Origin of the sequence: Sphingorhabdus sp. EL138 (assembly GCF_900258045.1) — a bacterium.
Lineage (GTDB): Bacteria > Pseudomonadota > Alphaproteobacteria > Sphingomonadales > Sphingomonadaceae > Parasphingorhabdus.
In genome coordinates this window covers 349133-365392 of sequence record NZ_OGVD01000002.1, presented here as the reverse complement: position 1 = coordinate 365392, position 16260 = coordinate 349133, and the positions used below count along the sequence as shown (strand labels likewise).

Below are 16260 nucleotides of genomic sequence, written 5' to 3'. Positions count from 1 at the left end.
CTCCGTGTAGAAAAATTAGAATGCACAATATTATCTTATAAAAGCCGCAATGTGCTTGCCTTATGACGGCCGAAATTCCATCATATGCAACATATGACAAATTTGGATGCCATTAGCCGCAAAATATTGCACCAGCTAGAACGAGACGGACGAATCAGTAATACTGACCTGGCTCAAAAAGTGGGGCTATCCGCATCCGCTTGTTTGCGGCGGGTGCAGGAATTGGAACGCACCGGCCTGATCAAGGGCTATCGTGCGGTTGTTGATCCTGTCGTTCGTGGTGCCGCCATAACGATTTTTGTGATGGTCGGGCTGTCCGAACATTTGAAGAAAGATGCGCAGGCTTTCGAGCGAGCGGTCGCCAAGGCTTCAGAGGTCCGAGAGTGCCACAATATCACGGGGTCCGTGGAATATCTGCTGCGCGTCGAGGTGTCGGACCTGGCCGCTTATAAAGCTTTTCATGCCGACGTGCTGGGAACGCTGCCGCAGGTCAGCAGTATTACCTCGCATATCTGTCTGGGTTCTCCGACTGACAAACGCGCCTAGGCTTAAGCACGCAAAAGCCTGTAGGTTTCATCGATCAGGTTTTGGCCGCGATCATTGAGCAGGAGCCCCATGCCCATCTGGTTCATCGTGTAGCTGAAGGCCAGACCATAGTCCGGGTCGGCAAAGCCGATCGAACCACCGGCACCAACATGGCCAAAAGCGGAATTGCCCAGGACAGCTGACATCTGATCACCGCCCGGATAGGCCCGGTTGTCCATCGATTTCATGAAACCCGAAGCAAAGCGGGTCGGTGCAAGCAAAGTGGCATCAATCTGCGTCGCCGTTGAGACCTGCGCCATCGATGCCAGCCGCTCTGGCGATACCAGCGTGACCCCCTTGTGCGAACCACCCAGCGCCAGTGGTTCATACATAGCCACTTGACCGCGTGCGTTTGCGAGGCCGCCCGCCCCGCCAATTTCGGCCTTGTGCGCCTCCGGGTCGTTCTGGTTCCAACCGCCATTATTTAGAAACGATAGCGCCTGTATTGAATCGGGATCAGTCAGGAGTTTTTTCGTGAAAGGGCTGAGTTCCGCCTTTGGGTCTGGTGTAGCGACAATGATCGGTGCGATCGGTCGGGACACATCTTCTGGCAGTCCGATCCAGAAATCTGCTCCCAACGGCCCCGCAACTTCATCCTGAAAAAACTGGCCCAGAGATTTACCCGACACCCGGCGGACAAGCTCACCAACCGTCCAGCCGAAATTGACCATATGATAGCCGTTGCGGGTGCCAGGCTCCCAGAAAGCCTCCTCATCTTCGAGACGTTTGATCATATAGTCCCAGTCCAGAAAGCCGCCAGGCTTCACCGGGTCGCGAAAGGCCGGGACCGCGCTTTCGTGATTGAGCATCATCTGCACGGTTGTTGTCTCTTTACCGTTTTTGGCAAATTCCGGCCAATATTCCGATACCGGCGCGTGCAATTTCAGCAGACCGCGGTCCACCAGGATGTGCGCGCATAACGCTGTGGCAGCCTTGGTACAGGAAAAAACAATCGAAATCGTATCCCTTTCCCAGGGTGTATCGGTTGCCGGATCAGCAATGCCGCCCCAAAGATCAACGATCGTTTCGCCGTTCACACTGATACAGACGGATGCACCAACCTCTCCGCGCTCAGCAAAATTACGGGCAAATTCATCTTTGATACTCGTGAATTTCGCTGAGGTCGTACCGTCAATATTTGCTGTCATATGAAAAAGGCTCCTGAAATCGAAAAAATGTCAAAGCGGTCTGATAAACCAGTGAAAGGTATATTTGCCCGGGCCAACACGATAAGCTGGCAGGGCATCAGGCCCGCAGGCGCCTGTGCCGACCCCGCGCATGGCCGCACTGATATGCACTTCGACACTGTCTCGCCGGATCACATCGGCAATCGTCGTCGCCTTGCTGATATCCGCATCATGGTGGTGCCGGGCCGAAAAACTGAGACTAGGCAGCCCAATTTCAAAACCCTGTTCTGCTTGGTCTTTCAGGGTGAACGACCGGGTCTGTTCATGCGCGCCATGCTCCTGTGGCAGAACATAGGGATGATACTGATCTGTCACCCTTGAAGTCCAGAGACCAACGGTTTGGGCACCTATGCGATCAGGATAGGACTCGTCCGGCCCCAGACCGAGCCATGCCAGTTCTTCCAACCCCGCCGGAACCGTAAACCGGATGCCAACCCTGGGCAGATCAATCCACGCTTCCGGTACGATAATTTCTTCATCAACCCGTGCACCATTGGCGTCCAGTGTCCAGCGTGATCTGTGCGCCGCCTGCTCCCCGTTAGCGCCCATCAAAGATCGTTCGAAATCGAGCAACGCTCTTCCGTCCTGTTCGACAAATTGTGCCGGAGAAGCCTTGATCTTGAGCTTGTCCAGACCATGGTTCACCCATTCCATCCGTTTGCTGGGGCGTTCCTCACGCCAGCCGATCTTCCCACCGTCATTGTCCATCGGTGCACGCCAGAGTGTGGCGGTGATATCGCCATCAACAATCCGCCGGCCATTCACATCCACCGATGCGATCCGACCTTCTTCGTCAAAACCCAGCTTGACCGGCCCGACCGAAATATTGCCTGTCACCCGTTGTGATCCTGCCAAGCGAAAGTCCTGTTCCGCAGGTGCAGGCGAATGCTGTTTCGCGGTCAGGTCAAACTGGTCCCATCCGACCATATGACCTGCTTTCGCCCAGGGCGTCGCTCTTCGCAAAGCCCACTGTGTCAGCAAATGCCATTCGGCATCGTTGTCAGTTGGTGCACCGTGATCAATAGCCACCACCGCGCTTTGCCCCGCCGGAATATCGGGTCGAAACGTGCCACTTTCCACTGCCACCCCGTTTTTCTGGAGTGTCCATGTCAATTCAAGGTCATCCGTTCCCGTAAAAGCCCGACGATTGGTGAAGCGCACTTCCCCCGGACCGATCCATTCTCCGCGGACCGGTCGCGCAGCCCATTGATATTCGCGCAGTCCGGGATGCGGCGTCAAATCCGGGCCGACCAGACCGTCGCAACAGAAATTCACATCATTGGGGTCATCGCCAAAATGCCCACCATAGGCCCAGAAGAACCGGCCCTCATCATCGGTCATCGCAAACCCGTGATCCCGCCACTCCCATACAAAGCCGCCTCCGAGCGCTGGTTCTGCAAAAAAAGCATCGACATAATCCGCAATGGAGCCGTTGGAGTTACCCATGGCATGAGAAAACTCGCACAGGATCATCGGCCGGTCATCTAGTTTGGTTTCCTCTGCCCAGCGTGCCCAACCAACAATGAAGTCGATGGAAGGATACATTGGGCAAATCAAATCGGTGGTCATCCGTTCGCGCATATCGGGCGCATTGCGAGAGCTTTCCGTCGGATCCCCCATAAGGGTCTGGAACCGGTGGAATATCGCGCCTTCGTAGTGCAGAAAGCGCGTGTTGTCGATCCGCCGGACCATGGCAGCGGCCGCATCATGTGCTGGACCAAGACCGGATTCATTGCCCAAAGACCAACCAATGACGCTTGCGTGGTTGCGGTCCCGGTAGACCATTCGCATCACTCGTTCGACAATCGTTTTTTGGTATCGCAGGTCGTTGGATACCGCCTGCCAGCGGGCGTGGCATTCCACGTTGGCTTCATCAATGACATAGAATCCCAGCTCATCGCACAGATCAAGCAAGCGGTGATCATTGGGATAATGAGCCGTGCGGATGGCATTGATGTTATGCCGACGCATCAACAGCAGTTCTTCCCGCATCTCTTCAACGGTCGATGTCTTGCCTGTCTCAGGATGATGATCATGCCGGTTAACGCCAATGATGACTATCGGTTTGCCATTGATCAGGAGCTGGCGATCCCTGACCTCGATCCTGCGAAAGCCGACGGATGTAACGTTGGCTTCGGTTACATTGCCTTTATCATCGACCAGTTCGGTCACCAGCTTGTACAGCACGGGCGTTTCCGATGACCAAGGCTGGACATCCTCTATTTCCGCGTTCAGTTCCGCCCGGTTATCAACAAAACTGTAGGCGGCGGTATATTGCTCGAACACACTGCCATCGGGAAACTGGATCACCGGACTATCGTCCAGTTTGGCAATCAGACTGTCATCTGGTCCCAATAGCTGGCCGCGCACTTTCCATCCTGCGGACGCACCATCGATTTTGACTATATGGTGCAGCTTGCCGGAACCCGTTTCAGGATCAAAATCAGCGGTCACGCTCAGATCGGCAATATGGGTAGCGCCACGCGATTGAAGATATACGGAGCGATGAAGCCCACCATGATACCAGTGGTCCTGATCTTCGATCCATGTAGCATCGGACCATTTGATCACCATGATTGCGACAAGATTGGACCCTTCGACCAGATGAGGTGACAGATCAAACTCGCTCGGCAACCGGGAATCCTTGCCCATTCCGACAAATTTACCATTGCACCAGAGCAAGGCGACACTTTCAAAACCCCCGACATGCAGGATTGTTTTCCGGTTTTTCCAATCAGCAGGCAAATCAAAGGACGTACGATAGAGGCCCGTCGGGTTCTCATCCGGTATTTCAGGTGCGGCTTTGTAGGAAAAAGGCATCTGCACATTGGTATATTGCGGCAGATCGCTGGTACCCTGGCACGTCCAGCTGCCCGGCACCACGATGGAGCGCCAGCCGCCGGTATCATGGGACGGACCTTCCCATCCTGCAGGCGCATCACCGGGCCGGTCAGCCAACAGGAATTCCCATTCTCCGTCCAGTGAACGGCATAAAGAAGACGACGAATTCTGCTGAAGTGCCTCTTCACCGGTAGTGAAGGGCGTATAGGACGCCCGCGACGGCAAACGGTTGATATCCGTCAGCTCGGGTTGCAATATATCTTTAATATCCAAACGCATGACACCTGCCTACAGTACGGCAGGGGGAAACAACAATTCTGAATTTGGGAAAAATTGGAAAGGCGTCATGTAGTCAGACGATGATATCGTTCAAAAAGACCTTAATCATCATGTTCTGACATATCCATCTGCGGGAACGCGCTGGGAGAGGAATGCTCTTCCCTGTCCACCTTGACCTGCAAAAGACCTTCCATCACGGCACAAGCCACCATATGCGTGCGGTTTTTTGCTCTTAACTTCAGCCGTACATTCTCCACATGTCGATCCACTGTACGCGGCGCAATATCGATATGTTGCGCCACTTCCTTGGTCGAAAGCCCCTGCGCAATAAACTCCAATATCTCATGCTCTCTCAGCGTGAGCACTGGACCGTTGGTCAAACTCTTTTGCTGTAACATCACGAGGAATACCTTCTATAATATCGAACAAGCCGTGAAGCTTGCCGACTAACAAATGCCCCCATTTGTCTCGGCCGCTATACCGCGAGCGACATCGATCGCTGCAGCTGAGCGGTGCTCGCAACATAGTACGGTCTCAAAGGACCGACCAATTAGACTGTTGGTGGTTCCCTCCCCAACAAATCGTCGCAAATTTTGAATCGCTGGATCATTGCTGTCCTGCGATGGTTAATCTTTTACTCTCATACCATAGAATCGCGATAGGACAAAAACGTCCATGCCAACTCTTTGAATTTACAGTAATTTACATGTTATGGAAATTCCATAGGTAAAATTACCTAGTAAAAACCAGCACGCAGATTCGCTTGGGATTCAAAACACGCGAATCGCTGGATAGACCATTTCGGTGCTTTTGCCGTACATAATCGCCACAAAACAACAGAAGGTCGCATCTGAGGCCGTGTTCAATATTCTAAAGAATATGGGTGCGGAACAAACGAAAAGGGTCGTGCTGAGGGTCCAGAGGAGACAGCACGGATGCAATCGCTACTATCCGCCCCCGCGATGATGCAGGGGCTTCATTCAAACTTGCGCTCGACCACTTTGCGGTTTCGTGCAGGGCAATTAATCTTTGACGAAGGACAGAAAGCTACACGCTGGTACGAGGTGGTGCAGGGCACTGTTCGCACATGCCGTTTTCATATGGATGGGCACCGGCATCTCACCGGCTTTTTCTTTAGCGGCGACGTCTTCGGAGCCGATTACGGAACCTATGGAACGGCAGCCGAGGCAGTGACCGATGTTGTCGTGCGCTGTTACCGGGTCGGAGATATCACGCAGGATTCAACGCCAAAGCCGCAACTGGACGAGGCTGTTTCGATATTGTTTCGCGCAATGTCGACCGCTCAGCGCTACCTGTTCATAATGGGTCACCGGACTGCAACCGAAAAGCTGGCAGCCTTCCTGCTGTGCCTGAAACAACAGGCCAACGATGATCCCAACATATTTGTTCCGATGTCGAGAAGCGACATAGCCGACTTCCTGGGCCTAACAGTTCATACCGTCAGCCGGACGTTTACCGACTTGGCGCGCCGCGGCCTGATCAGGATCAATGGCCGGGACTCTGTCATCATCACAGATAATGCGGGGCTGTGCCGCCTAGCCGGCGAGTATCAGGAAAGCCTGACCGCAGAACCGGCAGCCGATATCCATCCCGCAGCTGACCTTTGCCTCGGCGAGTTGTCCGCCGCATAAAATTTGACGTGCGCAAGCATGTCCGGAGAAACATCATGACCAGCAATCGCTTCACCCCCTTTAAAGCCATTATCGCCTTTCCCGTTGCCACTTTTGCCGGAGGATCGGCAATGGCCGCGACCTCCGAAACCTCCGAGACCCCCGAGCCGAACCACATGAGCCAGGAGCCGAGACTGACCGCCGCCGAAGCGGAAGCGGAAACCGCCCGCATCATTGCGCGGCTACGGGAAGTTCAATCACCCGCGGTTCAACAGGCCGCCGAGCCGGAGAAACCAACCGTCAAACTAGCGATTGTCGAGGCAAAGCCCCAACCAGTTCCACAAAAATCGCAACCTGCTTCCAAGGAGTCGCGACCTGTCCCCAAGAAGTCACAAATCGCAAAGGACACGACAAATATCACCGCTGCCTTGCAGGCCATTCAATCGGAGTTGGCGGAGCAGAAGCAACTGATCGCGAGCCAGAATGCACTCATCCAGTCACAAAATGACAAGATCAAGCAACTCGAGTTGCACAATCAGCTAGTACGTGCAGCAGCGCCGGTGGAAACGCCTTTTGCCCTGTCACAAATGCGCGGCGCTGGCATTCAGCGAAGCCAGGTAGAGACGGCTGCGGTACAGATCGGGACGACCCCGGATGACGAACTGACCATGCCGGAAGGCCCCGTTGGCGAAGCACCACCGGCCGCCAATAATATCGAGCAAAAAGTTGAGGCTGTGCCGGAAGGCCAAGGCGTGCTCACACCGCGCGGCCAATTCGTGCTGGATCCCTCGATCGAATATACACGCTCGTCAACCAATCGACTGGTTTTCCGCGGCATCGAACTTATTCCCGGCATCCAGATCGGGGCGATCGAAGCCAGCGATGCAGACCGCGATACCGTTATCGGAACTTTTGCCATGCGCTATGGTTTGACCAACCGGCTCGAAATTGAGGGCCGCGTTCCTCTGCTCTATCGCAAGGACAGAATTCAGGTCGTCCAGCAACGCGAAGAACAGATTACCCGAGAAGTCGGTTTGGAGGAAACCGGAATAGGTGACGCGGAAATTTCTCTGCGTTATCAGCTCAACCGGCCCAAGCCACAAAATCCTATTTGGGTTGCTGGCCTACGTGTCAAAACCGACACAGGCACCAGTCCCTACGAGATTCCGTTTGACGAATTTGGTGTTGCAACCGGACTTGCCACCGGATCGGGCTTTTGGGGTGTGCAGCCAAGTATCAGCTTTTTGCTGCCTTCTGACCCCGTCGTAATCTATGGCGGCACCGGTTATTTATGGAATATCGAACGCAATATCGACCGGGTCGTTGGCGATGTATTTGTCGGCAAGGTCGATCCCGGTGACGCAATTAACGCCAGCGTTGGCTTTGGCTTTGCGCTCAACCCGCGTTTTTCCTTTTCGCTAGGCTATCGCCACAACTATATTTTCTCTACCAAGAGCCAGCTCGGCGACACGCTGCAGGAGAGCAACGACATTCAGGTCGGGGCACTCAATTTTGGAATGTCCTATCGGCTTAGCCAAAAACAGTCACTGAATCTGGGTTTCCAGTTCGGTGTGACTGAAGATGCCCCGGATGTCAGTATCGTCGCCCGGATACCCTTTCGCTTTTAGACCATCCAGGGTTTGAGGGTACCAGCGGAGCTGCCGGCGAAGTTTACAATGTTTGCAAGCTCCTTTGGCCTGTCTGACCGAGTGATCTGTGCCAAAGTTCACACAGATCACACACCCTTTTATAGGCCGCTTATATAAAGTTGAGAAAGAACCGAGTGGAAGTTACCCGGACTTGGCGATGCAGGAAAGTCTCGCTGGAACTCCACCCGGCTCCTTCGTTGGATAAACACGGCGCAGGGTCTTGCGGTTGTGGCTATCAATCTCGTGGCGGCGGAAGATGTTGGTCGATCAAAAGGCTGGTCATCAAAAAAAGCACCACAAACCCCCTCTATGGTTCATGGTGCTTTCAGTCTGGACCGGCTGGATTGGCAACCGGTCAATCCTCCTCGGTTTGGCCTTAGTTTCTAAGCGCCCCAATTCCGGCTTGCCCCACAACGTCATTCAGTGCGTTGCCGATCCGATCCATCATCAGGTCGCTATTGAAGCTCTCATATCCGGATAGAGACAGGGTGGCGTCCACTTCCTGGACAGCTTCAAAGCCGCTGGCGGTATTGATCAGCATGTTCTGAACGCCATTGGCGGTCTCATGCGCAATCGCGGTCTGGCCGTTGTTGAGCAGATAGACGGGTGTGTCGCCGACTTTCATACGTATATTGCCATTTGACAACACGCCATTTTCCAGTGTCGAGACATCAACCGGGCTTAGCCCTGCCGCAGCTGTCTGGGAGGTGTGCGCACCATCGTCATTCATGGTCAGCACGGTTTGCAACAGCAACTCACCATTGACGTATGTGCGTATATCAGCTCCGAAATTGACGCCCAACCCGTTGACCACAAACCCGCCACGCAACTTGTCCAGATCTTCGTCAGGAACAAGTGCGGGCAGACCAACCGCCGCTGCGGGTTCAGCGTTGGCGGTTTGGGGCAATAGCATCGCGGTAGAAGACGCGATGCAGGCGACCGTGGCGAAAACTTTTTGTCTATAGGTCATGACTCGTCTCTCATCTGATCGTACCAACCCGCACATCGAGCAATAGCTCTGGCGATATCTGGTACAGGGGGGGAAGGTGGTTGGTTAGATTGCCGATCGTGGCTGTTGCCGAAACCTGGTCGGTTGGTGCAGTGGACCAGCGGTTCCAGTCACCGGCAAGATTATATTTGGGCAGGCTTTTTATCGGCCCGTCAACAATCGCCAGCGCGACGCCGTTCCAGTATTTCGTAAAATCCTCGGTCGAATATTTGCTGATACCCAGAACAGAGTCGCCGACCAGCACCTGGTCTTTTGTCTGCCCCTTGACCACAACGAAATGCTTGAAACCATCAAGGTCGAGCAACACGATAACCGGGCGTTTTACCTGGCTGAGCTGATCCATTGTCAGCTTGAAGCCTTCGGCACGATAACCGATAGATTGCAGATACCGGCGCATGTCGAGCATCGAGAAACCGACCTCTTTAATCGCTTCCTTATCGCCCAGGTCCCACATTGCCTTAAACGGGGTGCGTTCACTGGTGGGGCGATCATAGTGATAGGTCAGCAACGTCGCGACCGCCGCGGAGCCGCAGCTGAAATCATATTTCTGGCGAATGACCGAACGGAACGGGATATCCCACCAGGTCATCACGCCGACATAATAGTCTCCGCCGATAGATTCCCGCCCCAAGCGGACTTCGGCCTGGGCTATGGAACTGCAAAACAGGGAGGTGCCGGCAAGAGCCAGCAGTCCGCCCTTCAAGATGGCTTTCAAGCGGTTCTTAAAGGGCGGAGAGGCGTGGGATAGGCCATTCGGGATGGGGGAAGAGGGGGTCATGGCCTACACCTTACTCAATCGGTAATGTTGATCGTCACCGCCAGGCCTGCCTGGAGTGCCGACTGTGCGCCGGTGTTGATCACAATATTACCAAGACCGTTAAAGCTGGACAGTGAATTGTCCGACAGATTGACATCGCCGGCGGTAAAATCGCCATTGATCGTGTTGCCGGTATTATCCGAGTTAAAGGTCTGTTCGTTAATCGCTATTTGTGTGCCGCCACGGAGCTCGTCGAGCTCTTCCAACGACATTAGCGGGGACGCAGATTGCTGCTCGGTAGTCGCGGGTGCCTGAGGCGCAGCATTCTGATCTGCTACCTGAGCGCTCGCGTGGGAGGCGGTCATGGCCAGAGGGGCTGTCATAAGAAGCCAAAAATGCTTTTTCATCGTCTTTACTCCCGATTGGGGATGCGGATGTGGAGGATGGAGGGGCCGGCTCCATCGGCTGAAACCGGCCCGTCCTTGTCGCTTGGGCGATTAATCGCCGCCGCCAGCGCCGCCGCCAGCTGCTTCACCAGCGCCATCACCGAAGTTGATGGAGCCCTGTGCCGCAATGTTGGTTGCAGCCTGGTTGTTGTTGTTTACGCCGGTATTCCATGATTGGTTCAAGATACCCGCAAAAGCTGCGAAGGCACTGCCGCGAACATAGTTGTCGCCGCTGTTATAACCGACGGGAGCCGGTGTACCATCTTCACCATCAAGATCGATGAGTTCATCCATCTGAGAGTTGGTGTTGTATGCCGTCAGCGTTTGCGTAGCAATAACAAGGTCGTTGTTGTTGTTGTTATTGCTGTTGATGTCGTCCAGCGTATTTGTTGTGCTGGCATCTGCTGCCAGATATACATCAAGCAGATCGTTAACAACGACAGCACCATTGTCTGTGTCGGTGACATCGTTATTTTGATTGAGCTGAGCCATGGCAGGTGCGCCAACGGCCAAAGCAGCTGCTGCAGCGGATGCCGCCAATACTTTAGTCATTTTCATCGGTATTCTCCTTAGGGTCTAAGGCTTCTCATCTTTCCCTGAACGAACAAGGAAGGGGGTAAAGAGGCCCTGTTATGTGCCGCTTCATGCGACATCCCCTTGTTATGCCGATTCGCTTTTTCGCTTGTTGCGATTTGGCAATTGGCGGAGAATTTTCTGTTTTTTTGCTGCAATTCCAACGCTTTTATAGCAAAAAACGAGATCGACGGCGTTCCTGTAACCCGTTAAGGCCTTGGCACGAACCAAGGAGAACTATGAAAAGCGTCCTGTTCAAAGGTTAGGGGAAAAACGCATGTGGAAGAAATTACTGGTTCTGGCCGTTATCGTCGCGGCGATATTTGCATTTTTTTACTATGATCTCGGTTCGCAGCTCACGCTAGAAAACCTGAAAGCACAGCAGGACGCGATTGATGCGCAGTACAGAGCCAATCCGCTCATCATCATCGGCGTGTTTTTCCTGATCTATGTTGCCGTCACTGCCCTGTCGATTCCTGGTGCCGCGGTGATGACACTGGCCGCCGGTGCATTATTTGGCGTTGTCGTCGGTACTATTGTCGTGTCCTTTGCGTCTACCATCGGTGCGACCATTGCTTTCCTCACCTCACGCTACCTGCTCGGCGACTGGGTCGAGAATAAATTCGGCCAACGACTCAAAAACATCAACGAAGGCATCAAGCGCGACGGCGTTTTCTACCTGATCTCGATCAGGCTGGTCCCGGCCTTTCCGTTTTTTGTTGTGAACCTGCTCATGGGTCTCACCAAAATGCGGGTGTGGAAATATTTTATCGCCAGCCAGATTGGCATGCTCGCCGGCACGATCGTTTATGTGAACGCGGGTACGCAGCTGTCGCAAGTCGACTCGGTTGGCGGGGTCTTCTCCCTCTCGGTCATCGGCTCCTTTGTCCTGCTGGCGATATTCCCCTGGATCGCCAAAGGCATTATCGGCTTTATCAACAACCGGAAAATCTACAAAGGCTGGAACAGACCGAAGAAATTCGACCGTAACCTCATCGTCATTGGTGCGGGTTCCGGCGGGCTCGTATCCTCACTGATCGCTGCGACGATCAATGCCAAGGTCACACTTATCGAGTCAGGCAAGATGGGTGGAGACTGCCTCAACTATGGCTGTGTCCCATCGAAAGCGCTCATCAAGAGTGCCAAAATTGCCGATCAGATGCAGCATGCCGATCGCTATGGCCTGACCGCCACCAAGCCGATCATCAATTTTAAAAATGTGATCACCCGGGTCGAAGACATCATCAAAACCATTGAGCCGCATGACAGCGTCGAACGGTTTGAAGGCCTCGGCGTGGATGTGGTGCAGGGCTATGCCCGGTTGACTGATCCCTGGACCGTCGAGATTGAACGCAATGACGGCGGTACCCAAACGCTGACCGGCAAGGCGATTGTGCTCGCGACTGGTGCACGACCGTTCGTTCCGCCCCTGCCCGGCCTCGATGAGACCGGCTATCTGACCAGCGATACGTTGTGGGAGGAAATGGCCAAACGCGATACTGTACCGGAAAAAATGGTGGTGCTGGGCGGCGGCCCGATTGGTTGTGAACTGTCGCAGTCCTTTGCGCGCCTCGGCAGCAATGTCACACTGATCGAAATGGCCGATCGGGTAATGGGTATCGAGGATGAGGATGTTTCCGAGATCGCAGCCAAGGCACTGAAAGACTCCGGTGTTACGTTGCTCTGCAATCACAAGGCTCTACGCACAGAGATACAGAACGGCACCAAAATGATCATTGTCGAGAATGACAGCGGCGAACAGGCCCTGCCCTTTAACGATCTGCTGATCGCTGTTGGCCGCGCGGCGCGGCTTGAAGGATTCGGTCTTGAAGAGCTTGGCGTTGAAACCGACCGGACGCTGGTCACCAATGACCATCTTCAGGCGACTTTCCCACATATCTATGCTGCAGGCGACGTTGCAGGTCCCTATCAACTGACCCATAATGCCTCTCATCAGGCATGGTTCGCCACGGTAAATGCGCTGTTCGGGCGGTATAAGAAGTTCAAGCCAGGTTATGAATTTCTACCGTGGACGACGTTCCTCGATCCCGAAATCGCGCATGTTGGCCTCAATGAGCAAGAGGCTGAAAAAGAGGGCATCGAATATGAGGTCACCAAATATGGTCTTGATGATCTCGACCGCGCCATTGCCGAAAGCGCGACCGAAGGCTTTGTCAAAGTGCTGACACCGCCGGGTAAGGACAGGATTTTGGGCGTGACCATAGTGGGTCAGAATGCCGGTGAGCTGCTTACCGAATATGTGCTGGCAATGAAACACGGCCTTGGCCTCGGCAAGATTCTCGGTACGATCCATACCTATCCGACCATGGCGGAGGCGAATAAATTTGCTGCTGGCGAATGGCGCAAGAAGCACAAGCCGGAATGGGCACTGAAATGGCTGGAGCGTTATTTTAACTGGGCCCGGAGTTAGGCTCAACGCCGAAAACTAAGCCATGCCAGCACCGTCCGTTGCAACACCGTCACCACGCACAGTCCGGCGAAAACATAAGCTAGCCCCACAAAATGCATCGGCAACAGGCACATGATCAGGAAGAAGGCGATCGTCTCACCGCCTTCGGCCAGCCCAGTGCTGTAAAAGAAGCTCTTCTCGCCATGAGCGCTCGTTTCAGCGCCCTGCTCTGCCGCTGTCACCGCAAAAGCAAGGAAGCTGACCCCGGTGATGGTGAAGGCCGCGACCAGCGCCAGTGCAGGCAGTAAATTGGAGGGATCGGTAATCCCGAAGGCCAGCGGGATGGACACATAGAAGATGAAATCGCAGACGATATCGAGATAGCCGCCAAAGGCTGTCTTCTCCGTTGCCCGCGCCACGGCGCCATCAAGACCGTCCAATATCCGGCTGATTGCGATCAGTGCCAACGCCCAACCAAAATGCTGAATCGTAATGGCATAGGCGGCTCCCAAACCAAATCCCAAGCCGAGCAACGTGACACCGTTTGCAGTGAAGCCAACCCGCGCCAGACCACGACCAGCCGCGTTCAGCGGCGGATCGATCAGTGGCCGAATCTTGGCGTCAAACATTGCGAAAAGCCCTCAACCCCATGTGATGATACCGATTACCGCGCCGGTCATCGCGGTGGCGCAATTGCCAGCGAACCAGCTTTTCATACCTAATCCTGCTACTTCTCCGCGGCGCTCCGGGCACAGCGTACCTATGGTCGAGATGATCAGGCCGACACTGGCAAGATTTGCCACACCGCATAGCGCATAGGTGACGATCAATTGCCCCTTCGCGCTGAATGTATCGATGGGCAACGCCGCGAGTTCCAGATAGGCGACATATTCATTGAGTATCGCTTTGGTCCCCATCAACGATCCCGCCGCTGCGGCCTCCTCCCACGGCACCCCGATCATCCACATGAGCGGTGCGAATATCCACCCGAATATGCGCTTGAGCGTCAACGCCTCGCCGCCAATCAAAGGCAGAACCGACAATATCTGGTCAATCAGCGCGACAAAGGCGAAGATCACGATAATCACCGCAATCACAGTCAGAAACAGCTGCACGCCGTCCATCGTGCCCTTGATGATCGCGTCAAAGCTGCCCTCATATTTAAGGCCCGGTTCTTCCCGGTTTACCTTTGTATCCGACAGCCCCGGCACCATCAACCTTGCGAGCAGAATGGCTGCTGGCAGAGATATTAGCGAAGCCGAGATCATATGCCCAACCGCATTCGGCACCGTCTTTTCCAGCGTGGTTGCATAGAGCACCAATATCGCACCGGAAATGGTCGACATGGCCAGCACCATGATCGCGAACAACTCGGCCCGGCTCATCTTTTCAAAATAGGCGCGCACCACCAGCGGCGATTCCACGACGCCGAGGAAGATATTGGCGCCGCCGCTCAGACCGACAACACCGCTGACACCCAGTGTTTTTTGCAAGGCCCAGGACAGACCCCTGACAATCATCTGCAAAACCCGCCAATGCCATAGCAAGGCCGCTAGCGCCGAGAAAACGATTACAAGCGGCAATATCTGGAAAGCGATAATCAATGGCGGGGCCGCGCCTTCCTTGAGCACAAAGGGCAATTCCGCACCGCCAACATAGCCAAACATATAGCTTGAACCCGCCAGCGTCGCCTGTTCAATCGCCTGCACCCCTTGATTGGCAAGGCTTATAATATCCCAGATAAACGGGATACGGACAATTGAGACGGCAAGAATGAACTGAACCGCAATGGCTCCGGCAATCCAGCGCCAGCTTGGTCTGTCGCCACGATTTTCCGACAATGTCCAGGCAAGGGTCAGGATGAAGGCAATCCCGATCAAGCCCTGAAACTGGCTCACTATATCAAGCAATGATTAAATTTCCCGTGGCGAAGCAATAGTGCATCACCATGGCGGAAATTTATCACATCGCCAACAGGGATTTATGCCTTCAGTTGTTAGCCGCCGCGACAGCCCCCATCATCAACTCCTGATCCTTTCGGGTCGGATTTCCGCGCAGGCATAGTCCGCCGTTGACCTGAAGATTCTCGCCGGTCATGAAACATTCGTCACTGGCGAGGAAAACAGCGGCAGCGGCAATATCCTCGCTGGTGCCGATACGGCCGAGCGGATAGCGCGCTTCAAACGATTCCACCAATCCCGGAACCTGATCGACGCCGGCCGTCATCGGTGTGCGGGTGAGGCCAGGCGAAATGCTGTTGGCTCTGATGCCGCGATCACCAAATTCATGTGCAATACAGCGGATGATGTGATCGGTCGCTGCCTTGGTACCCATATAGGCCGCATGGTCGTTGAGCATGATCGTTGCGGTAGCCGAGCTGATCTGGATAATCGAACCGCCATCTTTCATTGCCTTGATCATCGCCTGATAAAACTGGAACGGACCGACCAGCTGTAGCGCCGACATCATCTCCAATTCTTCCTTGGTATTCTCCAGAAACGGTTTCAGAAAACCCAGACCAGTGGCGTTTACCGCAATATCCAAGCCACCCATTTTGCTGGTAGCCGTTTCCGCGAGGGCATTGATTTCCGCTTCGTTCGTTAAGTCACATAGCGCATAATGGCCGCCCAATTCTTCGGCAAAACCCTTCAGCTCGTCTTCCTTGCGGCCGGCAACCAGAACATCCGCACCCTCATCTCGCAAACGCTTGGCAATCACCTGCCCCATATTGCCCGGGCCAGCCGCACCCAGCACAACAGCCTTTTTACCTTCAAGACGTCCCATAATCTGCTCCTCAATTCCTGAATATGTCTTTCAAACTAGATGATCATCAGCCGGAAACCACTCTCAATATGGCTATCGTCCAACCTTTGTGATGCACAAAAAAGGGCCG

The 16260-nt window shown here is 54.3% G+C and carries 14 protein-coding genes; 4 read left to right on the top strand and 10 right to left on the bottom strand.

Annotated elements, in window-relative coordinates; genetic code table 11:
- The first annotated feature begins 93 nt into the window (after positions 1-93).
- On the top strand, positions 94-546 hold the full coding sequence (locus DK507_RS18155) for an Lrp/AsnC family transcriptional regulator (protein WP_109355302.1): 453 nt from the start codon (positions 94-96) through the stop codon (positions 544-546).
- Between the two features lie 2 nt (positions 547-548).
- On the opposite strand, the gene DK507_RS05160 is transcribed toward DK507_RS18155, so the two are convergent.
- The 3 genes from DK507_RS05160 to DK507_RS05150 form a co-directional block, all read right to left on the bottom strand.
- Positions 549-1733, bottom strand: a complete 1185-nt coding sequence (locus DK507_RS05160; protein ID WP_109355301.1) for a serine hydrolase — start codon at positions 1731-1733, stop codon at positions 549-551.
- 30 nt (positions 1734-1763) lie between these two features.
- Positions 1764-4892 (bottom strand): glycoside hydrolase family 2 TIM barrel-domain containing protein, encoded by a 3129-nt coding sequence (locus tag DK507_RS05155; protein WP_109355300.1) that lies wholly within the window; start codon positions 4890-4892, stop codon positions 1764-1766.
- A gap of 101 nt (positions 4893-4993) precedes the next feature.
- Positions 4994-5272 (bottom strand): helix-turn-helix transcriptional regulator, encoded by a 279-nt coding sequence (locus DK507_RS05150; protein WP_254054264.1) that lies wholly within the window; start codon positions 5270-5272, stop codon positions 4994-4996.
- 555 nt (positions 5273-5827) lie between these two features.
- On the opposite strand from DK507_RS05150, the gene DK507_RS05145 reads away from it, so the two are divergent.
- Entirely contained in the window at positions 5828-6544 is a 717-nt protein-coding gene (locus tag DK507_RS05145; protein ID WP_109355298.1) for a helix-turn-helix domain-containing protein, read from the top strand.
- 35 nt (positions 6545-6579) lie between these two features.
- Entirely contained in the window at positions 6580-8151 is a 1572-nt protein-coding gene (locus DK507_RS05140; protein ID WP_216822333.1) for a transporter, read from the top strand.
- 397 nt (positions 8152-8548) lie between these two features.
- Here the strand turns inward: DK507_RS05140 and DK507_RS05135 are convergent, their stop codons facing one another.
- The 4 genes from DK507_RS05135 to DK507_RS05120 form a co-directional block, all read right to left on the bottom strand.
- The gene (locus DK507_RS05135; protein ID WP_109355297.1) at positions 8549-9142 is read right to left on the bottom strand and encodes a hypothetical protein; all 594 of its coding nucleotides are present in this window, start codon (positions 9140-9142) and stop codon (positions 8549-8551) included.
- A 10-nt stretch (positions 9143-9152) separates the two neighbouring features.
- Positions 9153-9959, bottom strand: coding sequence for a C39 family peptidase (locus tag DK507_RS05130; RefSeq protein ID WP_109355296.1), 807 nt, complete (start codon positions 9957-9959; stop codon positions 9153-9155).
- A 14-nt stretch (positions 9960-9973) separates the two neighbouring features.
- The gene (locus DK507_RS05125) at positions 9974-10345 is read right to left on the bottom strand and encodes a hypothetical protein (RefSeq protein ID WP_109355295.1); all 372 of its coding nucleotides are present in this window, start codon (positions 10343-10345) and stop codon (positions 9974-9976) included.
- A gap of 90 nt (positions 10346-10435) precedes the next feature.
- Positions 10436-10942, bottom strand: a complete 507-nt coding sequence (locus DK507_RS05120; RefSeq protein WP_109355294.1) for a hypothetical protein — start codon at positions 10940-10942, stop codon at positions 10436-10438.
- Between the two features lie 292 nt (positions 10943-11234).
- Here DK507_RS05120 and DK507_RS05115 point away from each other — a divergent pair, with 292 nt between their 5' ends.
- Positions 11235-13388 carry an FAD-dependent oxidoreductase gene (locus DK507_RS05115; RefSeq protein ID WP_109355293.1) on the top strand — a complete coding sequence of 718 codons (2154 nt, stop codon included), beginning with the start codon at positions 11235-11237 and terminating at the stop codon, positions 13386-13388.
- Between the two features lie 2 nt (positions 13389-13390).
- Here the strand turns inward: DK507_RS05115 and DK507_RS05110 are convergent, their stop codons facing one another.
- The 3 genes from DK507_RS05110 to DK507_RS05100 form a co-directional block, all read right to left on the bottom strand.
- Positions 13391-13996, bottom strand: coding sequence for a CDP-alcohol phosphatidyltransferase family protein (locus DK507_RS05110; RefSeq protein WP_109355292.1), 606 nt, complete (start codon positions 13994-13996; stop codon positions 13391-13393).
- 12 nt (positions 13997-14008) lie between these two features.
- Positions 14009-15277: a NupC/NupG family nucleoside CNT transporter gene (locus DK507_RS05105; protein ID WP_109355291.1), complete on the bottom strand. Its 1269-nt coding sequence runs from the start codon at positions 15275-15277 to the stop codon at positions 14009-14011.
- A gap of 79 nt (positions 15278-15356) precedes the next feature.
- A complete protein-coding gene (locus DK507_RS05100) occupies positions 15357-16151 on the bottom strand; it encodes an SDR family oxidoreductase (RefSeq protein WP_109355290.1) in 795 nt (264 codons plus the stop codon).
- Positions 16152-16260 lie beyond the last annotated feature (109 nt).